General features: G+C 40.1%; 14 protein-coding genes and 1 pseudogene. 5 read left to right on the forward strand and 10 right to left on the reverse strand.

Going from position 1 to position 13,696, the window contains the following annotated elements; all coding sequences use genetic code 11:
* Window positions 1–20: 20 nt before the first annotated feature.
* Window positions 21–731, reverse strand: a complete 711-nt coding sequence (ubiG, locus tag L4F91_RS07140) for a bifunctional 2-polyprenyl-6-hydroxyphenol methylase/3-demethylubiquinol 3-O-methyltransferase UbiG (RefSeq protein WP_395895676.1) — start codon at window positions 729–731, stop codon at window positions 21–23.
* A 221-nt stretch (window positions 732–952) separates the two neighbouring features.
* On the opposite strand from ubiG, the gene gyrA reads away from it, so the two are divergent.
* The 3 genes and pseudogenes from gyrA to L4F91_RS07155 form a co-directional block, all read left to right on the forward strand.
* On the forward strand, window positions 953–3,604 hold the full coding sequence (gene gyrA / locus L4F91_RS07145; RefSeq protein ID WP_395895677.1) for a DNA topoisomerase (ATP-hydrolyzing) subunit A: 2,652 nt from the start codon (window positions 953–955) through the stop codon (window positions 3,602–3,604).
* Window positions 3,605–3,704: 100 nt separating this feature from the next.
* A complete protein-coding gene (locus L4F91_RS07150) occupies window positions 3,705–4,052 on the forward strand; it encodes a SirB2 family protein (protein WP_250363384.1) in 348 nt (115 codons plus the stop codon).
* A 275-nt stretch (window positions 4,053–4,327) separates the two neighbouring features.
* Window positions 4,328–4,792 (forward strand): annotated as a pseudogene (locus L4F91_RS07155) (hemerythrin domain-containing protein); the annotation flags it as partial.
* A 35-nt stretch (window positions 4,793–4,827) separates the two neighbouring features.
* Here the strand turns inward: L4F91_RS07155 and qseC are convergent.
* The 4 genes from qseC to L4F91_RS07175 form a co-directional block, all read right to left on the reverse strand.
* On the reverse strand, window positions 4,828–6,201 hold the full coding sequence (gene qseC / locus L4F91_RS07160; protein WP_395895680.1) for a quorum sensing histidine kinase QseC: 1,374 nt from the start codon (window positions 6,199–6,201) through the stop codon (window positions 4,828–4,830).
* A gap of 1 nt (window position 6,202) precedes the next feature.
* Window positions 6,203–6,868 carry a response regulator gene (locus L4F91_RS07165; RefSeq protein ID WP_395895682.1) on the reverse strand — a complete coding sequence of 222 codons (666 nt, stop codon included), beginning with the start codon at window positions 6,866–6,868 and terminating at the stop codon, window positions 6,203–6,205.
* A gap of 19 nt (window positions 6,869–6,887) precedes the next feature.
* Complete coding sequence (tenA, locus tag L4F91_RS07170) at window positions 6,888–7,538, reverse strand: thiaminase II (protein WP_250349757.1); 651 nt, start codon at window positions 7,536–7,538, stop codon at window positions 6,888–6,890.
* Between the two features lie 132 nt (window positions 7,539–7,670).
* The gene (locus L4F91_RS07175) at window positions 7,671–8,204 is read right to left on the reverse strand and encodes a YgiW/YdeI family stress tolerance OB fold protein (RefSeq protein WP_395895685.1); all 534 of its coding nucleotides are present in this window, start codon (window positions 8,202–8,204) and stop codon (window positions 7,671–7,673) included.
* A 99-nt stretch (window positions 8,205–8,303) separates the two neighbouring features.
* On the opposite strand from L4F91_RS07175, the gene L4F91_RS07180 reads away from it, so the two are divergent.
* Together L4F91_RS07180 and L4F91_RS07185 are read left to right on the forward strand one after the other, a co-directional pair.
* On the forward strand, window positions 8,304–9,440 hold the full coding sequence (locus tag L4F91_RS07180) for a pyridoxal phosphate-dependent aminotransferase (RefSeq protein ID WP_395895687.1): 1,137 nt from the start codon (window positions 8,304–8,306) through the stop codon (window positions 9,438–9,440).
* A gap of 17 nt (window positions 9,441–9,457) precedes the next feature.
* Window positions 9,458–10,756: a serine dehydratase subunit alpha family protein gene (locus tag L4F91_RS07185; protein ID WP_250349754.1), complete on the forward strand. Its 1,299-nt coding sequence runs from the start codon at window positions 9,458–9,460 to the stop codon at window positions 10,754–10,756.
* 37 nt (window positions 10,757–10,793) lie between these two features.
* On the opposite strand, the gene yciH is transcribed toward L4F91_RS07185, so the two are convergent.
* The 5 genes from yciH to L4F91_RS07210 all read right to left on the reverse strand — a co-directional run bounded on the left by yciH (window position 10,794) and on the right by L4F91_RS07210 (window position 13,670).
* The gene (gene yciH, locus L4F91_RS07190) at window positions 10,794–11,117 is read right to left on the reverse strand and encodes a stress response translation initiation inhibitor YciH (RefSeq protein WP_250349753.1); all 324 of its coding nucleotides are present in this window, start codon (window positions 11,115–11,117) and stop codon (window positions 10,794–10,796) included.
* Between the two features lies 1 nt (window position 11,118).
* Window positions 11,119–11,814, reverse strand: coding sequence for an orotidine-5'-phosphate decarboxylase (pyrF, locus tag L4F91_RS07195; RefSeq protein WP_250349752.1), 696 nt, complete (start codon window positions 11,812–11,814; stop codon window positions 11,119–11,121).
* A 17-nt stretch (window positions 11,815–11,831) separates the two neighbouring features.
* A complete protein-coding gene (gene lapB / locus L4F91_RS07200; RefSeq protein ID WP_250349751.1) occupies window positions 11,832–13,022 on the reverse strand; it encodes a lipopolysaccharide assembly protein LapB in 1,191 nt (396 codons plus the stop codon).
* Complete coding sequence (locus L4F91_RS07205) at window positions 13,022–13,318, reverse strand: LapA family protein (RefSeq protein WP_250349750.1); 297 nt, start codon at window positions 13,316–13,318, stop codon at window positions 13,022–13,024. Before L4F91_RS07205 ends, lapB begins: the two co-directional genes overlap by 1 nt.
* 67 nt (window positions 13,319–13,385) lie before the next feature.
* Complete coding sequence (locus tag L4F91_RS07210) at window positions 13,386–13,670, reverse strand: integration host factor subunit beta (protein ID WP_250349749.1); 285 nt, start codon at window positions 13,668–13,670, stop codon at window positions 13,386–13,388.
* Between the last annotated feature and the right edge of the window lie 26 nt (window positions 13,671–13,696).

Raw genomic sequence — 13,696 nt, forward strand, 5'->3', positions numbered from 1 at the left:
TAAAAGCGTGCGGTGATTTTTTATCGCATTTTAAATGTTGCCATATAATTGGCACTTACGTCCTGATTTAATTTGAATGTTCCCATAAGTGGATTGTAATGATAACCGACCATATTCACACAATCTAACTCAGCGCGGTCTGTCCAAGCAAGTAATTCAGCGGGTTTAATAAATTTTTCGTAATTATGTGTGCCTTTCGGCAACATTTTTAATACATATTCCGCACTAATAATGACCAACGCCCACGCTTTTAAAGTGCGATTAATCGTAGAAAAAAACAATACGCCATTAGGCTTTAACAAGGCTTTGCAGGTATTGATGATCGAGCTAGGATCAGGAACGTGTTCCAACATTTCCATACACGTAATCACATCAAATTTTTCTCCGTCAAATGCGGTGTATTTTTCAAGAAAATTTTCTATGGTGGTCTGTTGATAATCAATACTTAGACCATTTTCTTGTGCGTGTAATTTTGCTACTTCAAGGGGGCCGGTGGTCATATCAATACCGGTAACATTTGCCCCTTGCTTAGCCATTGCTTCCGCTAAAATACCGCCGCCACAACCAACATCTAAAACGTTTTTACCAAATACCCCCCCAGCTTGTTGGCAAATATAATCCAAACGAAGCGGATTTAAGCGGTGGATAGGTTTAAAATCCCCTTCTGGATCCCACCAAGTTTTCGCCATTTTTTCAAATTTTTCCAGTTCTTGTTGGTCGATATTTTGCATTGGGCTGTTCTCTTATTTTTGGTTTTTATTATTTTAGCGTAAATTTTCTATCTTTTTTATTCTACGGTAAATTTCTCTTTTCTTTGTTAAGATTATCACGCGCTTTGTTTTATGCCCCTTATTATTGCCTAAGTGCGGTAAAAATTCATTACAAAATTAGAGATATTATCGGAATTATGATACAATCCGAGCAATTTTTTATGTAATTAGGGAATATTTCAATGACGAATTTGGTTTCAAACGTTACCCCTGTTAGTATCGAAGAAGAACTTAAATCTTCTTACCTTGATTATGCTATGTCGGTAATCGTCGGCCGTGCTTTACCTGATGTACGAGATGGCTTAAAACCTGTACACCGCCGTGTTTTATATTCAATGGATCAAAGTGGCATTACCCACAGTAAAGCCTATGTGAAATCAGCACGTGTTGTCGGTGATGTGATCGGTAAATATCACCCTCATGGTGACAGTGCGGTTTATGACACCATTGTGCGTATGGCTCAACCTTTCTCATTGCGCTATATGTTGGTAGATGGTCAAGGTAACTTCGGCTCGATAGATGGTGATGCGCCAGCGGCAATGCGTTATACCGAAGTTCGTATGCAAAAAATCACACAGGAATTGCTCACCGATCTTGATAAAGAAACGGTTGATTTCTCACCAAATTATGATGGTAAAGAAATGATTCCTGATGTGCTACCAACCAAAATTCCGGCCTTATTAGTGAATGGTTCCTCAGGGATTGCGGTGGGTATGGCAACAAATATCCCTCCTCATAATTTAGGTGAAGTTTTAGATGGCTGCCTAGCTTACTTGGATAATGAAGCAATTACCATTGATGAGCTTATGCAATTTATTCCGGGGCCTGATTTTCCAACTGCCGCGCTGATCAATGGACGAAAAGGCATTGAAGATGCCTATAAAACAGGACGGGGAAAAGTTTATGTACGTGCCAAAGCCGAAGTTGAAACTTCAGATAAAGGACGTGAAACCATCGTTGTTACAGAAATTCCTTATCAAGTTAATAAAGCAAAACTGGTAGAAAAAATTGCTGAACTTGTACGTGAAAAGAAAATTGAAGGGATCAGTAATGTCCTTGATGTTTCAAATAAAGAAGGGATTCGTCTAGAAATTGAGGTAAAACGTGATGCTGTGGGCGAAGTGGTGTTAAATAACCTCTACGCCCTCACCCAAATGCAAGTGACATTCGGGATCAATATGGTTGCCTTAGATCACGGTCAGCCAAAATTATTTAACTTAAAACAAATTATTGAGGCCTTTGTAAAACACCGCCGTGAAGTGGTAACACGTCGTACAGTGTTTGAATTACGCAAAGCCCGCGAACGAGCGCATATTTTAGAAGGGCTAGCTATTGCCTTAGCCAATATCGATCCCGTTATTGAATTAATTCGTGCCTCTAAAACAGGCGACGAAGCCCGTGAAGCCTTGCTTGCTCGCGGTTGGCAGTTAGGTAACGTAAGCAAAATGTTAGAGGCAGCAGGAATGAATGCCTCTCGTCCTGAAGATCTTGCCCCCGAATTAGGTTTGCGTGATGGCGTCTATTATCTTTCTGAAGAACAAGCCCGTGCGATTTTAGATCTACGTTTGCAACGCCTAACCGGCTTAGAACACGAAAAAATTGTCACTGAATATCAGGAAATTTTAGTCGAAATTGGCGAATTATTGCATATTCTAAATAGTACAGAACGCTTAAGAGAAGTAGTTTGTGAAGAACTCGCACGCATCAAAACAGAATTTAATGATGAACGCCGTACTGAAATTACTGCAGCATCAGGTGATATTAATTTAGAAGATCTTATCGCTCAAGAAGATGTGGTGGTTACCCTTTCTCACGAAGGCTATGTCAAATATCAGCCACTTACCGATTACGAAGCACAACGCCGTGGCGGTAAAGGTAAATCAGCAACAAAAATGAAAGAAGAAGATTTCATTGAAAAATTATTGGTTGCGAATACACACGATACAATTCTTTGTTTCTCAAGCCGTGGACGTTTATACTGGCTCAAGGTTTATCAACTACCGCAAGCCAGCCGCGGTGCGCGTGGTCGCCCAATTGTCAATATTCTGCCACTGGATGAAAATGAGCGTATTACCGCAATTTTGCCGATTTCTGCTTATGAAGAAGATAAATTTGTAGTAATGGCAACTGCTGGGGGAATAGTGAAAAAAATCGCCCTTACCGAATTTAGTCGTCCTCGTTCTAACGGGATTATCGCCCTGAACTTACGTGATGAAGATGAACTCATCGGTGTGGATATTACAGACGGTTCAAATGAAATTATGCTGTTCTCTTCGCAAGGTCGCGTGGTGCGTTTTGCAGAAAGTGCTGTTCGCCCAATGGGACGTACAGCCACTGGCGTACGCGGAATTAAATTAGCCCTAACAAACGATCTTTCTGATGATGAAAGTGCGGTGGAAATTGAAGACATTTCTGACGATAATAACGAAGAAACCCTTGATCTCAATATCGACAAAGTGGTTTCGCTAGTCATTCCGAAAAATGGAGGGGCAATCCTCACCGCAACACAAAATGGTTACGGTAAACGTACCGTTTTAGCAGAATATCCAACAAAATCCCGTAATACCAAAGGGGTGATTTCTATCAAGGTCAGTGAGCGTAATGGTAAAGTTGTTGCAGCAACCCAAGTGGAAGAAAATGACCAAATTATGCTAATTACAGATGCTGGAACCTTAGTCAGAACCCGTGTTAGCGAAGTGAGTATAGTTGGACGTAACACCCAAGGCGTGCGTTTAATCCGCACCACAGAAGAAGAACAGGTTGTCAGCCTAGAACGTGTTTGTGATGTTGATGAAGAAGACAACGAAGACACAATAGAAAACACGGAAGAATAAAATAAAGTGGGCTATTGCCCACTTTCTCTTTTCTCAAAGCTGAAACCTTTTTTCACGCTCAATATGTTAAATTAAAAACTATCGTATAGGCTATTCAACAATGATTTTTTACACAATTTACACCCACCTTTTTTGTGCTTTTATTAGCTTAGGACTTTTTGTGATCCGAGCCTTAATGCAATTTGCTGGAAAAGATTGGCGTGCAATAAAATTACTCAAAATTTTACCGCACTTATCAGATACGCTACTTATCGTAAGTGGCGCAATCTTATTATTCACATTAAACGTGGGGTTTCCTTGGTGGATTATCGCTAAATTTGGATTATTGATTATCTACATTATTTTTGCGGCGAAATTTTTCAAACGTGGCACAACGAATAACCCTATTGCCTTTCTGCTTGCACTCATTTCATTGCTCGGCGCAATCTTACTCGGCTACAACCATTAATCTCATCAAACTCTCAAGCGGTTTGGTTTAGCTTAAACCGCTTTTTCACTTCACCCAGCCTTTCATTCTCTATAATTTAAAGTGCGGTAGAATTTTGTAAAATTTTCCCACCTATTTTGAGTTATAAAACCTGATTTAGATCATAAGCTCACCATTTTTTTTAAAAAGAAGTTGGGATTACCAACTAAATACCTTAGTATTTTTGTCAGGTTTAATAATCCAAATAAGGTTAAATTATGTCATTAGAAAACAGAATGAAACAAGCAGATGAACAATGGCAAGATGCCAGTTACCAAGAAACGATTTCGCATATTCTATCGCGTTTTCATCAACGTCATCGTGAACAATTACAAGAACTTATTCCTCTTGCAGAGAAAGTTGAAGCGCGCCACGGTGATCTGTCTGATTGCCCAAAAGGTCTGGCTGATGCATTAAAAAATGCCTATGCCGATTTATCTAGCCATATGATGAAAGAAGAACAAATTTTATTCCCGATGATCCAAGCGGGAAATTATATGATGGCGAGAATGCCTATTCAGGTGATGGAATTTGAACACGATGAACATAGTGCGACAATAGAAGTTCTACGATCCCTTACTCACAATATGACGCCACCTACCGATGCTTGCACCTCTTGGCGTAATCTCTATCAAGGTATTCAAGAATTTTGTGATGATTTACAAGAACATATTCACACAGAAAATAATATCTTATTCCCTCGTGTCTTAAGCGAACAATAGAAATCGTTGCACCTTAATGAAAGTTAAGGTGCTTTTCAATGAAATAAAATCTCCACCCAAAAGCCTTTCTCTCCACGTAAATTCTCTGCATTTTTATACCGCACTTGATAATGATGCAGTTGAGCGATGCGTTGTACAATAGATAGCCCCAAACCACTCCCTTTTTCATTTTGTCCTGCTGGGCGGTAGAAGCGTTGCCCTAACTTCTCTAAAACATTATCAGGCACGCCTCCGCCATTATCTGCAATAATGAGTTTATCCTGTTGTAAAATAAGGCGGATTTCACTTCCTTTCGGACAATAAGCAATGGCATTATCAATCAAATTACGTAGCATCAAAGAAAGTAATAATGGCTCACCTTGTTGGGTTAGGGGTGAACTTAGAGGTTCAAAAATTAAGCGAAATCCTGTTTTTTCCACCTCTAAATAACGTTCAGCCACAAGCTCAGTGATTAATTTATCCCATTCAATGCGGTTGAGATGTGCCAATTCATTGAGATTATCTAGACGGGAAAGGGTAAGCAACTGTTCAACTAATTGGCTGGCACGATCGATACCTAAAGTAAGATTTTGCAATGCCTGATTTCGCATTGCTTCATCTTTCCCCGCCATTTGAGCAAGTTCGGTTTGAATACGTAAGGCGGTGAGCGGGCTACGTAATTCGTGGGCTGCATCGGAGGTGAAACGCCGCTCTCTCAATAAACTGCTTGCCGTGCGAGTAAAAAATTGATTTAAATTTTGCACTAATGGCAAGATTTCCTTTGGCACTGGCTCAGTATTTAACGGCTGATCATCATCAGGACGACGATGGCTGACTTGTTCACTCACTTTGCGCAATATCGCCAATTCACGGCTAATTGCCCAAATAATCACGGCAAGTAGCACAGGCAAGCTAGCAAACCAAATCCACATTTGCCCTAGCACCATTTTTTCGATTAATTCTTGACGATATTCAAGTTCCTGCCCCACGGCAATCATTAATCTGCCTTCCGCCGCTGGTAGCCAAAAAATTCGCCATTTATCGTCATCTCCTTGCAACGTGGTATTGTGAAAGCCTCTTTTCGGCTCATAAATGAAATTGTTGCCATTTTCACTATCACTCAGCAATATTTCACCATCACGATTAAAAATCGCAAAGGCAAGTGCATCGTCATCATAATTTTGCCTTTTGCGAAAGTGCGGTGGTTTTTGTCGATGATTTTTCCCCTCCGGGCGAGGGCGTTCAATCAAAATACTTCTTAAATGAGAGGTTGCAAGCCGCTTGGCAAATAAAATTTGTTGTGTATCAAAGACTTCATTTACTTGACTGCGTGCCGCTGACCAAGCAATCGCGGTAGAAATCAGCCAAATAGTACAAGCGAATAGAGAGAGGATCAGAATGAGACGAAGGCGTAAGCTACGAGTGTTCATTTTATTCCTCCATCATTCCAAGCGCGTAGCCTACTCCATGCACAGTGCGAATAAAAGGCTTGCCTAATTTTTGGCGTAAATTGTAAATATGCACTTCTAATGCATTACTGCTCACTTCATCATTCCAAGTATAAAGCTTTTCCTCAATAAAGCTACGAGAAAGTACCCGCTCTTTATTATGCATAAACAGCTCAAGTAACTTATATTCCGTTCCCGTGAGAGAGATCTCTTGGTTGCGTAAAAAGGCTTTATGCTGTCCAAGATCAAGGCTCACGACGCCGTGCTGAAGAAAAGATTGTGCTTGTCCATAACGGCGACGAATTAAGGCTTGCAAGCGTGCCACCACTTCAGCCAAAGCAAAAGGTTTGCCGAGATAATCGTCCGCCCCAAGTTGTAAACCTTCAATCCGTTGTTCCAAGCTATCTCGTGCGGTTAAAATTAGCACTGGTACATCTTGATTTTCCTTGCGCCATTGGTTCAACACCTGCAAGCCATCTTTTTTCGACAAGGTGAGATCGAGCACCACCGCATCATAAGGGGCATAACGCAAGGCTTGCATACCACTTTCCCCCTCTTTAAACCAATCGACACTAAAACCCGATTTACTCAACCCAATGTTAAGCCCATCACCAATTAAAGGATCATCTTCAATTAATAAAATTCGCATAATTTTAACCGCACTTTACTTAGCTTAAATCCAATCCCATTTGCCAAAAATCAATTTCCATTCGTGTCGCGGTAGTGAAAATATGCTGTAAGCGCTGTTGCTGTTTGCGGGAAAGATCGATAAATAATCCATTTAACATCGTCATAAATTCTTGTGCTGCCTGCTGAAAATCCTCTGCTCCGTAAGTGTCAATCCATTGTTGATAAGGATTGTTTGCCACTGGCGTTTGCTGACTCAGTATTTTGCCTATTTCCGCATAACCTAGCATACAGGGTGCGAGTGCGGTATAAAGCTCAGCCAATCCCCCTTTCATTCCACAATCTAAAACATAACGCGTATAAGCCACACAAGCGGTTGATTCTTGCACTTGATGCAACGTCTCTTCTGAAATGCCCCACGCTTTACAAAAAGCAACGTGTAGCTGAGTTTCTTTTAATAACACCTCATTCGCTTGATGTGCGGTCAAAATTTCAGCAAAATTTTCTGCTTTAAAAATACCTAAAGATAAGGCGCGACTATATTGAAATAAATATAAATAATCTTGCTGCAAGTAGTGCTGAAAACATTTTTTAGCCAGTGTTCCCTGACTTAATTGTTGAACAAAAGAATGGTGAATATAATTATCCCAATACGGCTGGCTTTGGGCGATCAAGTTTTCTACGGTAAGCATTTGATTTTCCTTTTTTTTATATTGAAGTAAATAATGCCATCTTGTCCCATTTACCACATAAACCCAATGAGAGAAAATGTCCCGTTGAGTTTAGCCTAAAAAAATAAATTTGCGAATGAAATCTTTTCTCAATTAATGACTTTTAGCGACTTTCATAATGCGATGAACTTCCAGTTCTAATTTTTTGTCGGATTTATCTACTTCAACCAAAATTTTTACCTCATCGTTCGGGGTAATGGTTTTACCACGCCACGCACGAGGTTCAATTTCTAGCTCAATTTCTCCGCTCTTATCACGGAATAAAAAATCATCTTTGCTTAGTTGTTTGACAATATGGCCTTGTAAAACAAGATGTTGCTCATCTTCCCAAGACGCTTGCTGGCTAATTTGGCTTATTGGTAAATTATTCATCACGGATTTTTTACCCTTAATTTGAGCTTGCGGATTATTAGGATCAACAAACCCTCCGTGCATTTTATGGGCTTTTTTATGCTTATGGTGATGTGTTTCTTGTGCTTTTTCTCCTTTCTCCGTATTTGACACAGGTTGTACTGTCTGTTGCTCTCGTACAGGGGATTGTTCACTCGTTGTTGGCAAATTTTCTGCACTCACCGTAAGGCTAGCGGTTGATAATAGTAAAATTGTTGCTAAACTAAGTTTTTTCATTGTTACACTCCTTTCAAATGGCAAAACGGCTGTCTTGCTGGAAAGATTAAAACAAAGAAATATTAAGAGAATCTTAAGATAGGCAAAAAAGGAAAAAAAATGCGTTGTGAAAATATGTCGGCATTTATTGTAATGGATATTGTGCGTGAAGCGGCGAAATACCCGAATGCCATTCATTTTGAAATTGGCCAACCAGATTTACCCCCATCTCCGAAAGTGAAACACGCCTTACAACAAGCCATTACAGACAATCAATTTAGTTATACAGAAAGCCTCGGCTTACCGGCATTGCGTGAAAAAATTAGTGAATTTTATCACCGCACTTATCAAGTGGATATTGCACCACATCGCATTATTCTTACCCCCGGTACAAGTGGTGCATTTCTTGTCGCCTATGCTTTAACGCTTAGCCAAGGAGATAAACTGGGACTAACCGATCCTGCCTATCCGTGCTATAAAAATTTTGCTTATATGATGGATATTGAGCCTGAATTTATCCCTGTAGATAAACAAGATTGTTATCAACTTTCCCCACAACAACTTGTCAATCGCCCAATCAAAGCCTTACAAATTTCCTCGCCCGCTAACCCTACGGGCAATATTTATACCCCTGAATGCCTGCAAGCCCTGAATGAATATTGCATTGCCAATCAAATCGATTTTATTTCCGATGAACTTTACCACGGCTTAGTTTATGATGAACAAGCCGCCACGGCCTTGCAATTTAATCCTAATGCCTATGTGATCAACGGATTTTCTAAGTATTTTTGTATGCCGGGAATACGTCTAGGTTGGCTTATTGTGCCAGAAGCAAAAGCCCGAGAAGCAGAAATTGTGGCGCAAAATATTTTTATTTCAGCCCCCACATTAAGCCAATACGCCGCATTAGAAGCCTTCGATGATGACTATCTAAACCAAATTAAAGCCAAGTTTAAACAACGCCGAGATTTTCTTTATGAAGAACTAAAACAACTGTTTAACATTGAATTTAAACCACAAGGCGCATTTTATCTTTGGGCAGATGTGTCTGCTTACACCCAAGATAGCTATGAATTTGCCAAAAAAATGCTGGCTGAAATTCAAGTTGCGGCAACTCCCGGGATTGATTTTGGTGAAAATGGCACAAAGCACTACTTACGTTTTGCTTATACCAGAGATATTGAACATTTGCGCGAAGGGGTTGAGCGAATGAAGCGGTGGCTTACTAAACAGACTAATCACACAACAGCAAAATAAAAAGAATAAGGAATAGTATGAATTTTCAAGCAGATACAGAACAAGCTCTGTTGGATATCGTAAAGCAAGAAGTCGTGCCAGCGTTAGGATGTACCGAGCCGATTTCCCTTGCATTAGCCGCTGCCACGGCGCGACAATATTTAAATGCAATACCAGAGCGTATTGAAGCAAAAGTTTCGCCTAATTTGATGAAAAATGGAATGGGCGTCACCGTACCCGGTACGGGAACCTTAGGGCTAACAATGGCGGCTGCGATTGGAGCCATTGGTGGTGATCCTAATGCAGGATTGGAAGTGCTAAAAAATATTACCACAGAACAAACTGAGCAAGCGAAAAAAATGATTCAAGAAGACAAGGTTTCTGTTTCTATTTTTGAAACGGAGCATATTTTGTATTCTGAGGCAACGTTATATCATCATCAGGACAAAGTGAGTGTTCGCATTGCTGCACACCATACCAATGTCATTTACATTGCCAAAAATGATCAGGTGATTTTCACCAAACCTTGCGCCGTAGAAAGTGATAATTTATACGAAATTTTCACCGCACTTTCTGCGAAAGCCATTTTTGATTTCTCCATTCAAGTGGAGCTTGCCAAGATTAAATTTATTGATGAGGCAGAAAGGCTAAACTCTGCCCTTTCACAAGAGGGCTTACGGCAAGATTATGGTTTGCACATTGGACGTACGTTACAAAAACAAATTGCTGCGGGATTGCTCGGTAATGATTTAATGAACCGCATTATCATCGAAACAACAGCAGCTTCTGATGCCCGAATGGGCGGTGCCAATTTACCCGCAATGAGTAATTCTGGTTCAGGTAATCAAGGCATCGCTGCAACAATGCCTGTTGTGGTAGTGGCAAAACATATTAACGCTTCAGATGAGCAACTTACTCGCGCATTATTTCTTTCTCACCTTATGGCAATTTATATTCATAGCAAATTACCAAAACTTTCCGCATTATGTGCTGCGACCACCGCCGCAATGGGCAGTTGCGCTGGCATTGCTTGGTTACTGACGGGCAAATTTGAAACCGTGAGTATGGCAATTAGCAGTATGATCGGTGATATTAGCGGCATTATCTGCGATGGCGCAGCAAATAGCTGTGCAATGAAAGTATCCACCAGTGTAACCTCAAGTTATAAAGCCGTACTAATGGCATTAGATAATATGCAAGTAACAGGCAATGAAGGCATTGTAGAACATTGTATCGATCGCTCAATCAATAATCTTTGCAACATTGCTTCACGTAGTATGCAATATACCGACCGCCAAGTAATTGAAATTATGGTGAGTAAACCAAAAAATAAATAAGCTTATTTAATGAATGGCAATATAAAAGAGAGGGATATTATCCCCCTGCTAGCTTAACCTTAAAACCTTTTTGTTCTAATAATTGTTTGAGTAACTCTCGTTTTTCGCCTTGGATTTCAATCAAGCCATTTTTCACAGAGCCACCACAACCACAACGTTTTTTCAGTTCTGCAGCTAATTTTTTCAATTCATCATCGGGCAAGTCTAGACCTTTTATTACGCTAACGCCACTCCCCTTTCTTCCACTCACTTGGCGTTCAATGCGAACGATGCCATCACCTTTAGGGCGAATAGGCTGTTGGTTTTTTTCTGTTTTGATTCTGCCTATTTCCGTAGAGTAAACTAAAGTGCTTTCTGACATATTAGCCCTCAATAGAAGCATTAATTGCACGCAATACTTCTGCTGGATTTTCAGCTTGAGTAATTGGACGGCCGATAACCAAATAATCAGAACCCGCTTGAATTGCCGCTGCTGGTGTCATTACACGACGTTGATCACCAAAGTCTGCGCCAATAGGACGAATACCCGGAGTGATCAGTTTGAAATCGCTACCACAATGTGCGCGTAAAATTTCGACTTCTTGTGGTGAACATACTACGCCATCAAGTCCTGCACGTTGAGTTAAATGAGCGAGACGAATCACTTGCTCCATTGGTGAGGCATTAATGCCAATTTGCAGCAGATCGAGATCTTCCATACTCGTTAGCACAGTAACGCCAATTAAAATTGGCGCATCTTTTCCATAAGGCACAAGAATATTTTTGGCTTCTTCCATCATTCGCAAGCCACCACTGGCGTGTAAATCCACCATCCAAACGCCTAAATCTGCTGCAGAACGCACCGCTCTTGCCACCGTGTTAGGAATATCGTGAAACTTGAGATCAAGAAAAACGTCAAAATTACGGCTATGTAGCTGTTTGACAAAATTTGTGCCTAGTGTGGTAAACATTTCTTTGCCTACTTTTAAGCGACATTGGCTTGGGTCAAGCTGATCCACCAAAGCAAGGGCTTGTTCTTCTTTTTCATAATCTAAGGCAACAATGACTTTACTGCTCATTTTCTCTTCCTCGTTGGTTAATGATATTCAATATCTGGCGTGGGTTTGATGCTTTCCCATTGACGACAAGAAGGACAGCACCAGATGAGTTTATTGGTTTGATAACCGCAATTCGTACAGCGATAATCAAAACCTTGCTTAATCCGCTCACCAACCATTTTTGAGAGTAAAATGAGGCTCTCTTTACCTCGCCCTTCTTCTGCACTTTCAATTTGATATTGGATAAAGCGATGAAAAACAATGGTTGTTGGGTTTTGATTGAGCTGTTGATAAAGTTTGGCTTGCGCAGCCACAAGGCCATCTTTTTCTGCAATAAAATCCGCTAAGGCAAGATCAACGGCGCTACTTTTGCCTACTTGGCTTGCTTTAATAAGAAAAAGCTCAAAATTATCTTGTTGATGTAATTCTTCATAGCAATATTTTAAGGCGGATAATGCCTCACTAATATAAGCGGGATTTTGCTGTAAAATATTTTCTAAATTTTTTACCGCACTTTGGTAATCCAGTTGCAAGATTTCATTTTGAGCCAATAATAGCGAGGCTCGGATACAATTTGGATAGACGGTTAATGCACGCTGTAAAAGCGCGGTGGTTATTTTTCTTTGTTCTGAATCTAGGCTCTGAGCATATTCACAATAGTAATGCGCCAAAGGGATAGGATCAAAGTGCGGTGAAATTTTGGCAAGTTTTTCTGCGACATTAATAGCTTTTTTCCATTCTTTCATTTTTTGATAAATCACCGCTAACTGCTGTAAGGCATTTTCAGCAAAATCGGGTTCATCGACTAAAAGAATATACAATGCTTCAGCACGATCAAAAAAACCAACCGTCATAAAATCCCGTGCAAGCTGTTGTTTGGCGAGAAGTTTTTGTTCAAAGCTATAATTTGGACTACGATCTAGGGCTTGGTGGATTCGCAATGCACGATCTACTTCACCACGAGAACGGAATAAGTTTCCTAATGTGAGTTCCGCTTCAAATTGCGAACTTTGTTCAATTTCATTTTCTTGCTCTTGTTTTTGTAAAATACCTAAAAACAAATCAACTGCTTTTTCTTGCTGATTAGAGAGAAGCAAATTCACCCCCGTTACATAATCACGGGATAATTTATTCGTGATGTCTTCCTGATCCTTTTTCGCACTACGATGCCCCATATACCATCCATAAGCTGCGGCAATAGGAAGCAGTAGAAAAAGCAGCTCGAGCATTATTGTGCAGCCTTATCTCGGCTTGAAGTTAATTCAGTAATTTGTGAGGAAAGGCGTTTTACCTTGCGTGCTAATCCCATATTTTTTAATTTTAATTTGAGATAAAAAAAGCCAGTAATAAACCAACCTAAAAGCAAGCCAAAACCAAATAAGATAGCCACTAAAGTAGAAAGCTGTAGTTCACTTTGAGCAACAATATAATTAAAGGTAATGAGTTGATCATTATTCGCCCCAATGGTGATGGCGACAAGTACAACGGCGAGTAAAATAATAAAACCGAAAATATACTTAATCATTACGCACTCCAAAAGATTTAAATAAATACAAAAAACGACACAAAGGTGCCGTTTAGTTAGCTGACTATTATGCTTGAATATCTACACGCATTCTAAGATCTTTACCAGCTTTAAAGTGCGGTACAGATTTTGCATCTAATTCAACTTTAGCACCCGTTTTAGGGTTACGCCCTACACGAGGCTGACGGAAATGTAGTGAAAAACTGCCAAAACCACGAACTTCAACACGCTCTCCATTTTCTAAGGTCTGCGCAATTTGCTCTAAAATCTCTTTTACTGCATTTTCTACCTCTTTAACTGAAATAGAAGGATGCTGTTGAACTAATGCTTCAATGAGTTCTGATTTAGTCATAATATTCTCCTAACTATCAATAAGTT

Source organism: Avibacterium sp. 20-126 (assembly GCF_044358625.1).
GTDB lineage: Bacteria > Pseudomonadota > Gammaproteobacteria > Enterobacterales > Pasteurellaceae > Avibacterium.